The organism is Mycobacterium sp. (assembly GCF_035499775.1).
Lineage (GTDB): Bacteria > Actinomycetota > Actinomycetes > Mycobacteriales > Mycobacteriaceae > Mycobacterium.
In genome coordinates, this window is the sequence record NZ_DATJYB010000050.1 from 1 (window position 1) to 14,336 (window position 14,336).

Below are 14,336 nucleotides of genomic sequence, written 5' to 3' on the forward strand. Positions count from 1 at the left end.
GCGGCTCGACCACGCGGCCGTCACCCCCGATGAGAAGGGATCCGGCCAGCGGCGGGTCACCCGGGCGGTACCGGCGCAGTATCTCGGGTTGCGGGACGCCGAGTTGCTTGGCCACGAACGATCCGGGACCGGAGTTGACAATTTGGGACAACAGGTCGGGCGAGCGTTTGGGGGCCACTGAGGTGCCTTCCGTTTCTTTACTGGGTCGGGCATGCCGCTATCTGGCAACGGTATCTGGGGACGAACTTACTTCAGAGTAAGAACAGTGAGTAGTATGGCCCACGTCGGCCGAACCCAAACTGACAGACCCGGAGATACAAGTGGCCCCTGCAGCTCAGAACAGTTCCCAGACCAAGCGGCGAGTCGCCGTGCTCGGCGGGAATCGCATCCCGTTCGCAAGATCAGACCGCGCCTACGCCGAAGCGTCCAACCAGGACATGTTCACCGCGGCACTGGGTGGGCTGGTGGACCGGTTCGGGTTGGCGGGCCAGCAACTGGGCATGGTGGTCGGTGGTGCGGTGCTCAAGCACAGCCGTGACTTCAATCTCATGCGCGAATGCGTGTTGGGCTCCGAGCTGTCGCCCTACACGCCGGCGTTCGACCTGCAGCAGGCCTGTGGCACCGGTCTGCAGGCGGCGATCGCGGCGGCCGACGGCATCGCCGCGGGCCGCTACGAGGTGGCGGCGGCCGGCGGGGTGGACACCACCTCCGACCCGCCCATCGGCTTGGGTGATGACCTGCGCCGCACGCTGCTCAAGGTGCGTCGATCCAAGTCGAATGTGCAACGCCTCAAGCTGGTGGGCTCGCTGCCCGCCAACCTCGGGATCGAGATACCGGCCAACAGCGAACCGCGCACCGGGCTGTCGATGGGCGAGCACGCCGCCATCACGGCCAAGCAGCTGGGCATCAAGCGCGTCGACCAGGACGAGCTGGCCGTGGCCAGCCATCGCAACATGGCCGACGCCTACGATCGGGGCTTCTTCGACGACCTGGTCACCCCGTTCCTGGGCCTGTACCGCGACGACAACCTGCGCCCCGACGCCAGCGTCGAGAAGCTCGCGGCGCTGCGGCCGGTATTCGGTGTGAAGGCCGGAGACGCGACGATGACGGCGGGAAATTCGACCCCGTTGACCGACGGCGCCTCGGTCGCCCTGCTCGCCAGCGAGCAGTGGGCACAGGAGCACTCCCGGCCTGTCCTGGCCTACTTCGTGGATGCCGAGACGGCCGCTGTCGACTATGTCAGCGGAAACGACGGCTTGCTGATGGCTCCGACCTACGCGGTGCCTCGACTGCTGGCGAGAAACGGTCTGGGACTGCAAGATTTTGATTTCTACGAAATCCACGAGGCGTTCGCCTCGGTGGTGCTGGCGCATCTGCAGGCGTGGGAGTCCGAAGAGTACTGCAAGGGGCGGCTGGGCCTGGACGCCGCGCTGGGGTCGATCGACCGGTCCAAGCTCAACGTCAACGGCTCGTCACTGGCTGCCGGGCATCCGTTCGCCGCGACCGGCGGGCGGATACTCGCGCAGACGGCCAAGCAGATCGCCGAAAAGAAGCAAAAAGACGGGACGGACCAGCCCATTAGGGCGCTGATCTCGATCTGTGCCGCCGGCGGCCAGGGTGTCGCCGCCATTCTGGAGGCCTGAGCCGGCCCGTTTCGGCATACCGACGGCCCGGACCAAATTTTTTGTCCGAGTTTCTTCCAGGTGGGTTAGTAACCCGAATCAGCGGGTATCAGACGGTTCGGATAGCCCCGTGTTGTGGTCTGACCCCCCGACCCCGACGGCAATACGGGGCTTCCCTGCAAGCGACCGCCGGTCAGCGGAGACGGGCGTACGAAAAGGGCCGCCGCTGGAGTGAGGGGATCCAGCGGCGGTCTTTTCGGCCACCGGCCGGTCCAGACGCAAGATCCCCCGCTTCAACGTGGAAGCGGGGGATCTTGGCTTTCGGAGCCTCGCGGACCGGCTTAGAAGGCAGCCTCGTCGAGTTCCATGACGTCGTTGTCCAGCGTCTCGATCACCTCGCGAGTGCTGGTCAACAGCGGCAGGAAGTTCTTGGCGAAGAACGACGCCACCGCGATCTTGCCCTCGTAGAAGGACCGGTCGGCGCCGCTGGCGCCCGCATCGAGCGCGGCCACCGCGACCGCCGCCTGACGCTGCAGCAACCAGCCGATGACCAGGTCGCCGACGCTCATCAGGAAGCGAACCGAACCCAGACCCACCTTGTACAGGCTGGTGACGTCCTCCTGCGCGGCCATCAGGTAGCCGGTCAGCGTGGCAGCCATCGACTGAACGTCGATCAGGGCCTTGGACAGCAGTTCGCGCTCTGTCTTCAGCCGGCCGTTACCGGACTCGCTGTCCACGAACTGCTGGATCTCGCCGGCCACGTGCGCCAGCGCCACACCCTTGTCACGGACGATCTTGCGGAAGAAGAAGTCCTGCGCCTGGATGGCCGTGGTGCCCTCGTAGAGCGAGTCGATCTTGGCGTCACGGATGTACTGCTCGATCGGGTAGTCCTGCAGGAAGCCCGACCCACCAAGGGTTTGCAAGCTCTCGGTGAGCTTTGCGTAGGCCTGCTCGGAGCCCACCCCCTTGACCACCGGCAGCATCAGGTCGTTGATCTTGGCGGCCAGGTCGGCGTCCACGCCGTGCACGGCCTCGGCGACCGCCGCGTCCTGGAAGCTCGCGGTGTAGATGTACAGCGCGCGCAGACCCTCGGCGTAGGCCTTCTGGGTCATCAGGGACCGGCGCACGTCGGGGTGATGCGTGATGGTCACCCGCGGCGCGGTCTTGTCGGTCATCTGGGTCAGATCGGCACCCTGCACGCGGGACTTGGCGTACTCCAGCGCGTTCAGGTAACCGGTCGACAGGGTGGCGATCGCCTTGGTGCCGACCATCATGCGGGCCTGCTCGATGACCTCGAACATCTGCGCGATGCCGTTGTGCACCTCGCCGACCAGCCAGCCCTTGGCGGGCACGCCGTGCTGGCCGAGCGACAGCTCACACGTCGTCGAGACCTTCAGGCCCATCTTGTGCTCGACGTTGGTGACGAACACGCCGTTACGCTCGCCCAGCTCGCCGGTCTCGAAGTCGAACAGGAACTTGGGCACGAAGAACAGCGACAGGCCCTTGGTGCCGGGGCCGGCGCCCTCGGGGCGGGCCAGCACCAGGTGGAAGATGTTCTCGAACAGGTCGCCGGAGTCGGCCGAGGTGATGAAGCGCTTGACCCCGTCGATGTGCCAGGAGCCGTCTTCTTGCTGGACGGCCTTGGTCCGGCCGGCGCCCACGTCGGAGCCGGCGTCCGGCTCGGTGAGCACCATGGTCGATCCCCAGCCGCGCTCGGCGGCGATGATCGCCCACTTCTTCTGCTCCTCGGTGCCGAGGTGGTAGAGGATCTGGGCGAAGCCGGCGCCTCCGCCGTACATCCATACCGCCGGGTTGGCGCCCAGGATGTGCTCATGCAGCGCCCACAGCAGCGCCTTGGGCGCCGGGGTCCCGCCGAGTTCCTCGTCGAGGCCGACCTTGTCCCAACCGGCGTCCAGGAACGCGTTAACCGACTTCTTGAACGACTCCGGCAGCGCCACCGAGTGGGTCTTCGGGTCGAAGACCGGCGGGTTGCGGTCGCCCTCGACGAACGACTCGGCCACCGGCCCCTCGGCCAGTCGGCTGATCTCATTCAGCATTTCTTGGGCGACATCGGCATCCAGGTCGGCGTAATCGCCTTTTCCTAATGCCTGGTCGATGCCGAACACCTCGAACAGGTTGAACACCTGGTCGCGAACATTGCTCTTGTAGTGGCTCACTACGTTCCTCCTCGTTGAGAATGCCACTTGTGGTTGGGTACTAGGTCTAAGTTACCCACCAGTAACACCGTTAAAATAAACCCGCTGAGTGGTCCAACGCAAGTCAGTGTGAGCTAAATTTCATTATCTAACTAACCAACCGGTTGGGAACGACGAGGTTACAGCCTGTAAACCCCTTTGACCTGCGACGATGATGGATCACATGACGAGTGTGGGCAGTATCACGGCCCTACCAGTGGTTGACCTGCGCGACAATCCGGACCTGCTGCGCAACGGCCTGCGCGAGGCGGCGCACGAGGTGGGTTTTTTCTATCTGACCGGCCACGAGGTGCCGGTGCCCCTCGTCGGGAAGGTACTCGAGGCGGCCCGGCGGCTGTTCGAGCTGCCGCAGGCGGACAAGGACGCCATCGCGATGGTGCACAGTCCCCATTTCCGCGGCTACACCCGGATGGGTGGCGAGTTGACCCGCGGCGAAGTGGACTGGCGCGAGCAGATCGACATCGGGCCACAGCGCCGGCCGATCGGCGTGCCCGGTAAGCCCGACTACCTGTGGCTGCAAGGCCCCAACCAGTGGCCGGCGGCGCTGCCGGAGCTGCCCGGAGTCATTGCGGAGTGGGACGCCGTGCTGTCCGGGGTGGCCCGCACGCTGCTCCGGCACTGGGCGGTCTCGCTGGGCAGTCCTGCGGACGTGTTCGACGGGGCCTTTGCCGAAGCGCCGGCCACGCTGATCAAGGTGATCCGGTATCCCGACCGCGCGGTCACCTCGCAAGGCGTCGGTGCGCACAAGGATTCCGGGGTGCTCACCCTACTGTTGGCCGAGCCGGGCAGCCGGGGCCTGCAGGTGCGGCCGCCGGACTCGCCGGATTGGCTCGACGTGCCGCCGCTACCGGGGGCGTTCGTCGTGAACATCGGCGAGCTGCTCGAAGTGGCGACCGGCGGCTACCTGCGGGCCACCGAGCATCGGGTGAGCCTCCGGGAGTCGGCGGCCGAGCGGATCTCGGTGGCGTACTTCTTCAATCCCCGCCTGGACGCGCAGATACCACTGTTGTCGCTGCCCGGCGAACTGGCTGCGCACGGCGCCGCGCGAGTGGAAGACCCGTCGGATCCGATCTTTTCGGTCTACGGGCGTAACGCCTGGAAAAGCAGGTTGCGTGCGCACCCGGATGTGGCCGCTGCGCACGGATACGCCCCCGGTAGGCTCGAAAGCGAGAATCCCGTTCTCGGCTCGAGGGGCGAATAAAGTCCGGTGAATCCGAATAGCAAACTGACGCCGTCGACACTGCGTGAGGCTTTCGGCCACTTCCCGTCCGGAGTGGTGGCCATCGCGGCCGAGGTCGACGGAATGCGCGAAGGCCTGGCAGCCAGCACCTTCGTCCCGGTCTCGTTAGAGCCGCCGCTGGTGTCGTTCTGCGTGCAGAACATTTCCACGACGTGGCCCAAGCTCAAGGGCGTGCCGATGTTGGGCATCAGCGTGCTGGGCGAGGCGCACGACGAGGCCGCGCGCACCCTGGCCGCCAAGACCGGCGACCGCTTCGCCGGGTTGGAGACGGTCTCTCACGAGTCCGGCGCCGTCTTCATCAAGGGCACCGGCCTGTGGCTGGAGAGCGCGATCGAGCAGCTGATCCCGGCCGGCGACCACACCATCGTGGTGCTACGCGTCAGCGAGGTGACGATAGACGCCGAGGTTGCCCCAATCGTGTTCCACCGCAGCGCGTTCCGCCGTCTCGTCACTGGCTAGGGACTGCTACGGCCGCCGGCTGAGTTCTTCGCGATAGCCCTGGATGCGCCGCTCGATTTCGGCGGCGTCGTCCTCCCGGCCTTCCTTGTGCGCGAGTTCGGCGCGGATCGACAGTTCCCGAATCGCGGTTCGAATCTCGTTGATACTGGTCCCTTGCATAGCCTTCGGGTACCCAATGGCCCCCAGAAGTAACGCCAGGCCCGTCAGCGACGGAAGAGCTTGTTGCCCAACCAGACCACCGGATCGTATTTGCGGTCGACAACCCGCTCTTTCATCGGGATCAGCGCGTTGTCGGTGATCTTGATGTTCTCCGGGCACACCTCGGTGCAGCACTTGGTGATGTTGCAGAAGCCCAGGCCGAACTCCTCCTGCGCCATGTTCCGCCGGTCCAGGGTGTCCAGCGGGTGCATGTCGAGTTCGGCAATCCGCATCAGGAAGCGCGGTCCGGCGAACGCCTCTTTGTTCTCCTCGTGATCGCGGAGCACGTGGCAGACGTTTTGGCACAGGAAGCACTCGATGCACTTGCGGAACTCCTGGGAGCGCTGGACATCTTCCTGCGCCATCCGGTACTCGCCGGGCTGCAGGTCCTTGGGCGGTGCGAAAGACGGGATCTCGCGGGCCTTCTGGTAGTTGAACGACACGTCGGTGACCAGATCGCGAATCACCGGGAACGTCCGTATCGGGGTGACGGTGACGACCTCGTCCTCGTCGAAGTTCGACATCCGGGTCATGCACATCAATCGGGGCTTGCCGTTGATCTCTGCCGAGCAGGACCCACACTTGCCGGCCTTGCAGTTCCAGCGCACCGCGAGATCGTGCGCCTGGGTCTGCTGCAGCCGCAGGATGATGTCGAGCACCACCTCGCCCTCGTTGACCTCCACGGTGAAATCGCGGAGTTCGCCACCGCTTTCGTCGCCGCGCCATACGCGTAGGCTCGCGTCGTAGCTCATTGGCTCTCCATCCTCGGGGCCCGTCCTGGATGCTCGGCGAGCTCGTCGTCGGTGTAGTACTTCTCCAGCTCCGAGACGTCGAAGAGCTCCAGCAAATCGGACCGCATCGGTATCTGTGGCTCGCGGGTGATGATGATGCGGGAATCACTGGTGTCGCCGTACCCGACACGGCACACCAGCAGGGTTTGGCGCCAGTTGGGGTCCATGCCCGGGTGGTCGTCGCGGGTGTGGCCGCCGCGGCTTTCGGTGCGTTCCAGGGCCGCCTTGGCCACGCACTCGCTGACCATCAGCATGTTGCGCAGGTCGAGGGCGAGATTCCAGCCGGGGTTGTATTGGCGATGCCCCTCGACCTGCACGTTCTGGTACCGCGCCCACAGCTCGTTGAGCAGGGTCAGCGCCTTGGAGATCTCGTCGGACTTGCGGATGATGCCGACCAGGTCGTTCATCGTGTACTGCAAGTCCATGTGCAGCGCATAGGGATTCTCCACTGCCGAGCCGTCCGTCGGCCCTTCGAAGGGCTTCAACGCCACGGCGGCCGCGGCGTCGATCGCTTCTTGGGAAACCGCCGGGCGGCTGCTGAGCGCGCGCACGTAGTCGGCGGCGCCCAGGCCGGCCCGCCGGCCGAAGACCAGCAGATCCGACAGCGAGTTACCGCCCAGCCGGTTGGACCCGTGCATGCCGCCGGAGCACTCGCCGGCGGCGAACAGCCCCGGGACCGTGGCCGCACCGGTGTCCGCGTCGACCTCGACGCCGCCCATCACGTAGTGACAGGTGGGGCCGACTTCCATTGGCTCCTTGGTGATGTCGACCCCGGCCAGCTCCTTGAACTGGTGGTACATCGACGGCAGCCGGCGCTTGATCTCCTCGGGCGTCAACCGGGACGCGATGTCGAGGTAGACACCGCCGTGCGAGGTGCCCCGGTCGGCCTTGACCTCGGAGTTGATCGCGCGCGCGACCTCGTCGCGGGGCAGCAGGTCGGGGGTTCGGCGTGCCGAGTCGTTGTCCTTGAGCCAGTCGTCGGCCTCTTTTTCCGTCTCGGCGTACTGGCCCTTGAACACCGGAGGGATGTAGTCGAACATGAATCGCTTGCCCTCGGAGTTCTTCAGCACTCCACCGTCGCCGCGCACACCCTCGGTGACCAGGATCCCTTTCACACTCGGCGGCCAGACCATGCCGGTCGGGTGGAACTGGACGAACTCCATATTGATCAGCGTCGCGCCGGCCCGCAGCGCCAACGCGTGGCCGTCGCCGGTGTACTCCCAGGAGTTCGACGTCACTTTGAACGACTTGCCGATCCCGCCGGTAGCCAGCACGACGGCGGGTGCCTCGAACACGACGAACCGGCCGCTTTCGCGCCAGTAGCCGAACGCCCCGGAGATCGCGCCGTGGTCTTTGACGAGCTCGGTGATCGTGCACTCGGCGAACACCTTGATGCGCGCCTCGTAGTCGCCGAGTTCGGCGTAATCCTCCTGCTGCAGCGAGACGATCTTCTGCTGCATGGTGCGGATCAGCTCCAGGCCGGTGCGGTCGCCGACGTGCGCCAGCCGCGGATAGGTGTGCCCGCCGAAATTGCGCTGGCTGATCCGGCCGTCTTTGGTGCGGTCGAACAACGCGCCGTAGGTCTCCAGTTCCCAGACCCGGTCGGGTGCCTCCTTGGCGTGCAGCTCGGCCATCCGCCAGTTGTTGAGGAACTTGCCACCGCGCATCGTGTCGCCGAAGTGGGTCTTCCAATTGTCTTTGGGGTTGGTGTTGCCCATCGAGGCCGCGCAGCCGCCCTCGGCCATCACCGTGTGGGCCTTGCCGAACAGGGATTTGCACACCACCGCGACTTTGAGGCCGCGTTCGCGCGCTTCGATGACCGCACGCAACCCAGCGCCGCCGGCACCGATCACGACCACGTCGTAGGAGTGCCGCTCGACCTCAACCATGAAAACCCTCGCTCAGCTAATCTGTAACTCTGTGTCGGCCTGAATTGGCTTAGTGGCCAATGAATCTCAGGTCCGGGATGGTGCCGCTGGCCACGAGCGCGATGTAGAAGTCGGTGAGCATCAACGTCCCGAGCGTGATCCATGCGTACAGCTTGTGCCTGGTGTTGAGCCGGCTGACCTGAGTCCAGATCCAATACCGCACAGGGTGTTTGGAGAAGTGCTTGAGCCGGCCGCCGGTTACGTGCCGGCACGAGTGGCAAGAGATGGTGTAGATCCACAGCATGATGACGTTGCCGAGCAGGATCACGTTGCCCAGGCCGAAGCCGAATCCACCTGGCCCGGTCTGGGAATGAAACGCGACGATCGCGTCGTAGCTGTTGATCACCGAGATGATCACGGCGATGTAGAAGAAGTAGCGGTGGGTGTTCTGGACGATCAGCGGGAACTTGGTCTCGCCGGTGTAGTGGACGCGGGGCTCGGCCACCGCGCAGGCGGTGGGGGACTGCCACACCGTGCGGTAGTAGGCGCCGCGGTAGTAATAGCAGGTCAGCCGGAACAGCAGCAGGAATGGCAGCGTCAGCGCCGCATACGGCACGAACCACCAGTCCGGCAGGATCTGTGGCCAGAATTCACTGGCGTCACCGCAGGCCTTGGCCATGCACGGCGAGTAGAACGGCGTCAGGTAGTGGAATTGCGGTACGAAGAAGTAGTCCTTCTGCAACCCGCGCGCCGTCGCGTAGATAAGGAATGCGGCGAAGCCCAGGTCGACCCGCAGCGGTGACAGCCACCACCGGTCGGTGCGGAGCGTCCGCTGCTGGATGTGGGCGCGCGTGGGTGAAAAGACACCGGACGCATGACGGTTCGCCGTGGGTGCGCTCATCTAGTGTGTTCCTCTTCGAACGGGCTGTCTCGAGGAAGGGTACACAGAAAAAGCCCAACCCTATTAGTCGGGCTTACTTGTCAGGACCTGTTGTGACCGCCGACACCCTCGTCGTCGACGTCGCGCCAGAAGTCGCGGTCGTAGTCGGCGTCGGGAATGGCGATCTTCTCGCCGGACTGCTGCACGGTGGCGCGGTCCAGGTCCAATTCAGTGATGTCGGTGTCGAGTAATTCGACGTCACTGAGGATTCGGTCGGCGTCGATGACAATGCGGCGCATCGCCGGGCTGTCGCCGTACCGGATCTTCAACGAAGTCACACACCGCCGCAGGCCGCCGATGAGGTCGTGCAATTCGGCGATTTCAGTAGTGGCGGACAACGGATCTCCTAGAACAGACGGTGGTAAGGATCACAATACGCTCCTCGATACTATCCACCGCACGGACCTGGCGGGACCAGGTCACGTCAAGGCGACCAGGGAGCGAAGAAGATGCCGGGTCAAACCACACCAGCTGACAGGGCTTCCGCCCTGCTGCAACTGCACCAGCCGGGCAACCCGGTGGTACTGCCGACCGTGTGGGACGCCTGGTCGGCGCGGCTTGCCGTGGACGCGGGGTTTGCCGCGCTCACCGTCGGCAGCCATCCGGCGGCCGATTCGATCGGCAAACCGGACAACGAGGGCATGTCGTTCGAGGACCTGCTCGCCCGGGTCGCGCAGATCACCGCGGCGGTCGACGTTCCCGTGTCGGTGGACGTCGAATCGGGCTACGCGCTGCCGGCCGCCCGGCTGATCGAGGGCCTGCTGAGCGTGGGCGCCGTGGGGCTGAACATCGAGGACACCGTGCACTCCGAAGGCGGGCGGCTGCGGTCTTCCGGTGAGCACGCCGAACTTGTGGGTGCGCTGCGCTCGGCTGCCGATGCGGCCGGGGTGCATGTGGTGATCAACGCCCGCACGGATCTGTTCCTGCGGCCCGCCGGTTCGGCGGAAGGCGAGGCTGAAGACCGTTTCGAGCGGGCGGTGGCGCGACTGTCCGAGGCCGCCGCGGCCGGCGCCGACGTTCTCTATCCGGTGGGCCGCCACGGCCCGGATACGTTGCGGCGCTTGGCCACTGAGTTGCCGTTGCCGATCAACGCGATCGCGCTGCCCGACCAGGACGACCCCGCCTCGTTCGGCCCGCTGGGGGTGGGACGGATCAGCTTCGGGCCGTTTCTGCAGTACGCGTTGAGCGCCCGGGCCAAGGAGATCCTGGCCCGCTGGGGCTAGTGCCCCGTGGCGATCGCCTAAGTGGACGTGGCGATGGCGAGCGTGGCGCCTGACTGGCCTCGCGCATTCCGCGCTCAGAATCGCAGTGGGTGCACGCTCGGCGAAAAGCCCTGGTGCCGTCGGCGAGCGCAAGCGCGACGCTAGATCGGATCCAGCATTCGGTGCGGCCGTCGGAGCGCCCGGCTTACCGGGTCGTCGCGATTCGGACCGCGCGGACTCTGCGGTGGGTGAACGACGAGATCGACGACGCCGGGGACCTGGTTGCAGCGCTGGCAGATGCGATCTGGTCCGATCACGCCTCCGCATTCCGCGTGCCGGTAGGTCCGCCTGTTGGGCTTCTGCAGGTAGTTCTCGTTACCCCACGTGATCATTGACCAGATCATCGGCCAGAGCTGCTTGCCCTGGGCGGTCAACTGATACTCGCCCGATTCCTTGTCCAACACGCCCTGCTCGACGAGGAACGCCAGTCGCTCGGACAGCACGGCCTTCGGGATGCCCAGGTGACCGTGGAAGTCGCTGAATCGTCGTACCCCGTAGAACGCGTCACGCACGATCAGCAAGGTCCAGCGTTCGCCGACGATCTCCAGGGACCGCGCGATGGGGCAGCTCTCGGCGGGATATTCGCGGGGAAGGGCCACGCCCATCAGTATTGCATCTTGCCGGTTCGTTCACCGAACCATATACTCAGAGGAAGTAAGTTCGGTCACCGAACCAAGGGGAGTTGCACGGCGATGAAGGCCATCAGCTACGACCGCTTCGGCGGGCCGGAAGTGCTTGGCTACCTGGATCTTCCGGACCCGGCACCCGGTCCCGGCCAGCTGCTCGTGGAAACCGCAGCGATCGGGGTGAACTTTCCCGACATCCGCGAGCGGCTCGGCGTGTACAACAGGGCGGAGACCCGGGTGGGCGGCGTGCAACTCCCGCAGGTCGGGGGTCTCGCGGTCGCGGGCACCGTCGTCGCGGCCGGGCCGCAGACTTCGGTGCAGGTGGGTCGGCGGGTCGTGGCGCTGATGACGAAGGGCGCCTATGCCCAACTGGCCGTGGCCGACGAACTGCTGTGCGCGGTCGTCGACGACGACGCGTCGGCCGCCGACCTGGCGGTGTTGGCGGGTTTCGCCGCGCAGGCCACCTGTGCGCACCTGCTCCTGCAGGCCTCGACCACGCTGCGGGCGGGCGAATCGCTGCTGGTGCACGGCGCGGCGGGCGGTGTCGGTAGCCTCGCGGTGCAGATCGCCAAGGCGCTCGGTGCCGGTCCGGTGATCGGGACCGCCAGCACCGCGGAACGGCGCGAGTTCGTCAGGTCCCTGGGCGCCGACGCGGCGATCTCCTACGACGAGCCCGGATGGACCGCGCAGGTGCGCGAGCTGACCTCGGGCCGTGGCGTCGACGTCCTGATCGAGTCGATCGGCGGCGACGTATTCGAGCAGAACTTCGACGCGCTGGCCCCCTTCGGCCGGTACCTGCTGCTCGGTTCCACCCGCGGACCCGGGGAGCCGTTCGCCCCGCGCCGCCTGATGACGAAATCGCAAGCCCTGATCGGCTTCTACCTTCCGGTGTTCTACGACCGGCCGGAGCTGATCGGCAACGCGCTGCGGTTTCTCGTCGAAGGCCTCAAGACCGGGCGTATCACGCCCCAGGTGGACGAGGTGCTCCCCCTGACCCAGGCCGCCGAGGCGCATCGGCGGCTGGAAACCCGCGCGGTGCGCGGTGTGATCGTCCTAGACCCGAACCCTAAAAACACTGAATCCTGAGGAATGTCATGACAACTAGCGCCAAGACGGCCGAATACAGCGTCGACCCACACACCATGAACCGCGTCGATGTCGCCACCGGCATCGCGTTCGACGAGTTCATCGCCGCCTTCGAGAAGGCAGCGCCGCCGTTCGACCCGGTGCCGACGGCCGAGATCGTCGATCGCGGTGGCAGCTGGGACGAAGTCCTTGCGGCGGTGGCGATTAACGCACCCAACGACCTGATGGTGTACGCCAAAATCGACGCGTTGCCGCTGTTTTCCGTCGCGGGCCACACCAGCAAGGCGGTGGAGTACCTGCTGGGTAACCACACCATCGCCGAGACGATGTTCCGCCACGACCCGAGGGCGCTGCTCTATGCACCACTGCGGGTCCTGGTCCACGCCGACGCCGACGGCAATGCGGTGTTCTCCATGGACCAGCCCAGCGCCGCGTTCGGCAGTCTGGGCGTCGCCGACGTGACCAGTGTGGGTGAGGCGCTGGATCGCAAAGTGGCAAACCTGTTGCGGGTCATCGGCGTTGACGCCGAGGAGGCGTTCGGGGCCTGAGGCACGAAGAATCCGGCGGAGCCCGATGGCCCCGCCGGATTCTTCGTCGCGAACTACCGCGAACTACTTGGTGATGGCGATCTTCTGTGCCTGGGTTCCGGCGTAAGCGCCGGCGACCCGAACGGTCAGCACACCCGCGTCGTACGAAGCCGAGATGGCCTCGCCGGTCACGTGGGCGGGCAGCTGGAACGACCGGCGGAACGACCCGTAGCGGATCTCCCGCAGGGTGCGACCGGCACCTTCCCCTGCGTCCTCGGCGTGCTGGTCGCGGTGTTCGCCATGGATGACCAGGCGACCCTTGTCGACCTCGACGTTCACGTCTTTCTCGACGTCGACACCAGGCAGTTCGAGGCGCACCACCGCGTCGTCACCGTCCTTGACGACCTCGGCGGCCGGGTTGAAACCGCTGGTCACCGGCTTGTACCAGTCCGCTGCCGCGGCGGGTCCGAAAAAGTCGCGGAGCCACCGGTCGGTGTTCCAGGCCGGACGCGACCATACTGCGAGGTTGCTCATGGGTATCTCCTTCTGCTTCGTTGAGAGTTAGCTGTGTCCGGGTCCTTCCCGGCTGGCTATAAGCAAGAACTTGAGTCGATCACGCTTAAGTTCCACGTGCGCGTTCGCCCGGAGCGAACGCATTCACACAGCGTGTTCACAGCCGGTGAGGAGGACGTTATCCGGGCGTCACATTGGGCGATTTTCGGGTAATTTCGCGGCCTTACCCTCAGAGCCATGTCCTCAGCCGAAACGTCGGGTGCGCACTGTGCCGCCCGTCACATCCTGGTGGTCGGGCACGGCATGGTGGGCCACCGACTGGTCGAGGCGCTGCGGGCCCGTGACAACGCCGGGTCCTGGCGGATCACCGTGTTGGCGGAGGAGGCCGACGCCGCGTATGACCGCGTCGGGCTGACCTCCTACACCGAGAACTGGGACCGCAGCCTGCTCGCGCTGCCCGGCAACGACTATGAGGGCGACGACCGGGTGCAGTTGCTGCTGAACACGCGCGTCGCCGAAATCGACCGCGCCACAAAGACGGTGGTCGCCTCCGACGGCCGGCGCCACGGCTACGACACCCTGGTGCTGGCCACCGGGTCATACGCGTTCGTCCCGCCGGTGCCCGGCCACGACCTGCCCGCGTGCCACGTCTACCGCACGCTCGACGACCTGGACGCCATCCGCGCCGATGCTCGGCGCACCGACGTCGGCGTGGTGATCGGCGGCGGCCTGCTGGGCCTCGAAGCCGCTAATGCGTTGCGCCAGTTCGGATTGCAGACGCATGTCGTCGAGATGATGCCGCGTCTGATGGCCCAGCAGATCGACGAGGCCGGCGGCGCGCTGCTGGCCAGGATGATCGCCGACCTCGGCATCGCGGTGCATGTCGGGACGGGCACCGAAGCGATCGAATCCGTCGAGCATGCGGACGGCTCGACCTCGGTGCGGGTTCGCCTGAACAACGACAAAGTCATCGACGCCGGCGTCGTGA

15 protein-coding genes and 1 pseudogene are annotated in these 14,336 nt (G+C 65.9%); 7 read left to right on the forward strand and 9 right to left on the reverse strand.

Features of this window, described 5'->3' with window-relative positions; genetic code table 11:
- Positions 1-178: pseudogene (locus tag VML93_RS03085) on the reverse strand (short chain dehydrogenase); the annotation flags it as partial.
- 142 nt (positions 179-320) lie between these two features.
- Between VML93_RS03085 and VML93_RS03090 the strand changes: the two are divergent.
- Positions 321-1,643, forward strand: coding sequence for an acetyl-CoA C-acetyltransferase (locus VML93_RS03090; protein WP_325607574.1), 1,323 nt, complete (start codon positions 321-323; stop codon positions 1,641-1,643).
- Between the two features lie 320 nt (positions 1,644-1,963).
- Here the strand turns inward: VML93_RS03090 and VML93_RS03095 are convergent, their stop codons facing one another.
- A complete protein-coding gene (locus VML93_RS03095; protein ID WP_325607576.1) occupies positions 1,964-3,799 on the reverse strand; it encodes an acyl-CoA dehydrogenase in 1,836 nt (611 codons plus the stop codon).
- A 202-nt stretch (positions 3,800-4,001) separates the two neighbouring features.
- On the opposite strand from VML93_RS03095, the gene VML93_RS03100 reads away from it, so the two are divergent.
- Together VML93_RS03100 and VML93_RS03105 are read left to right on the forward strand one after the other, a co-directional pair.
- A complete protein-coding gene (locus VML93_RS03100; protein WP_325607579.1) occupies positions 4,002-5,039 on the forward strand; it encodes an isopenicillin N synthase family dioxygenase in 1,038 nt (345 codons plus the stop codon).
- 6 nt (positions 5,040-5,045) lie between these two features.
- Positions 5,046-5,537, forward strand: coding sequence for a flavin reductase family protein (locus VML93_RS03105; RefSeq protein ID WP_325607581.1), 492 nt, complete (start codon positions 5,046-5,048; stop codon positions 5,535-5,537).
- A 6-nt stretch (positions 5,538-5,543) separates the two neighbouring features.
- On the opposite strand, the gene VML93_RS03110 is transcribed toward VML93_RS03105, so the two are convergent.
- From VML93_RS03110 to VML93_RS03130, 5 genes are all read right to left on the reverse strand, one after another.
- A complete protein-coding gene (locus VML93_RS03110; protein ID WP_325607583.1) occupies positions 5,544-5,696 on the reverse strand; it encodes a hypothetical protein in 153 nt (50 codons plus the stop codon).
- 44 nt (positions 5,697-5,740) lie between these two features.
- A complete protein-coding gene (locus tag VML93_RS03115) occupies positions 5,741-6,487 on the reverse strand; it encodes a succinate dehydrogenase/fumarate reductase iron-sulfur subunit (RefSeq protein ID WP_325607585.1) in 747 nt (248 codons plus the stop codon).
- Positions 6,484-8,415, reverse strand: a complete 1,932-nt coding sequence (locus VML93_RS03120; protein WP_325607587.1) for a fumarate reductase/succinate dehydrogenase flavoprotein subunit — start codon at positions 8,413-8,415, stop codon at positions 6,484-6,486. Before VML93_RS03120 ends, VML93_RS03115 begins: the two co-directional genes overlap by 4 nt.
- A gap of 49 nt (positions 8,416-8,464) precedes the next feature.
- Entirely contained in the window at positions 8,465-9,295 is an 831-nt protein-coding gene (locus VML93_RS03125; RefSeq protein ID WP_325607589.1) for a hypothetical protein, read from the reverse strand.
- 80 nt (positions 9,296-9,375) lie between these two features.
- A complete protein-coding gene (locus VML93_RS03130) occupies positions 9,376-9,672 on the reverse strand; it encodes a hypothetical protein (RefSeq protein WP_325607591.1) in 297 nt (98 codons plus the stop codon).
- 111 nt (positions 9,673-9,783) lie between these two features.
- Here VML93_RS03130 and VML93_RS03135 point away from each other — a divergent pair, with 111 nt between their 5' ends.
- On the forward strand, positions 9,784-10,557 hold the full coding sequence (locus tag VML93_RS03135; RefSeq protein ID WP_325607593.1) for an isocitrate lyase/phosphoenolpyruvate mutase family protein: 774 nt from the start codon (positions 9,784-9,786) through the stop codon (positions 10,555-10,557).
- A gap of 140 nt (positions 10,558-10,697) precedes the next feature.
- Here the strand turns inward: VML93_RS03135 and VML93_RS03140 are convergent, their stop codons facing one another.
- Complete coding sequence (locus VML93_RS03140) at positions 10,698-11,201, reverse strand: helix-turn-helix domain-containing protein (protein ID WP_325607595.1); 504 nt, start codon at positions 11,199-11,201, stop codon at positions 10,698-10,700.
- Positions 11,202-11,288: 87 nt separating this feature from the next.
- On the opposite strand from VML93_RS03140, the gene VML93_RS03145 reads away from it, so the two are divergent.
- Both VML93_RS03145 and VML93_RS03150 read left to right on the forward strand, forming a co-directional pair.
- On the forward strand, positions 11,289-12,308 hold the full coding sequence (locus VML93_RS03145) for a quinone oxidoreductase family protein (RefSeq protein ID WP_325607597.1): 1,020 nt from the start codon (positions 11,289-11,291) through the stop codon (positions 12,306-12,308).
- A gap of 8 nt (positions 12,309-12,316) precedes the next feature.
- On the forward strand, positions 12,317-12,856 hold the full coding sequence (locus tag VML93_RS03150; RefSeq protein WP_325607599.1) for a DUF302 domain-containing protein: 540 nt from the start codon (positions 12,317-12,319) through the stop codon (positions 12,854-12,856).
- A 63-nt stretch (positions 12,857-12,919) separates the two neighbouring features.
- Here VML93_RS03150 and VML93_RS03155 read toward each other — a convergent pair whose 3' ends face one another.
- Positions 12,920-13,369, reverse strand: a complete 450-nt coding sequence (locus VML93_RS03155; RefSeq protein WP_325607601.1) for an Hsp20/alpha crystallin family protein — start codon at positions 13,367-13,369, stop codon at positions 12,920-12,922.
- 216 nt (positions 13,370-13,585) lie between these two features.
- Between VML93_RS03155 and VML93_RS03160 the strand changes: the two genes are divergently transcribed.
- Positions 13,586-14,336 (forward strand): FAD-dependent oxidoreductase (locus VML93_RS03160; RefSeq protein WP_325607603.1); only part of this gene is annotated, 751 nt, incomplete at its 3' end.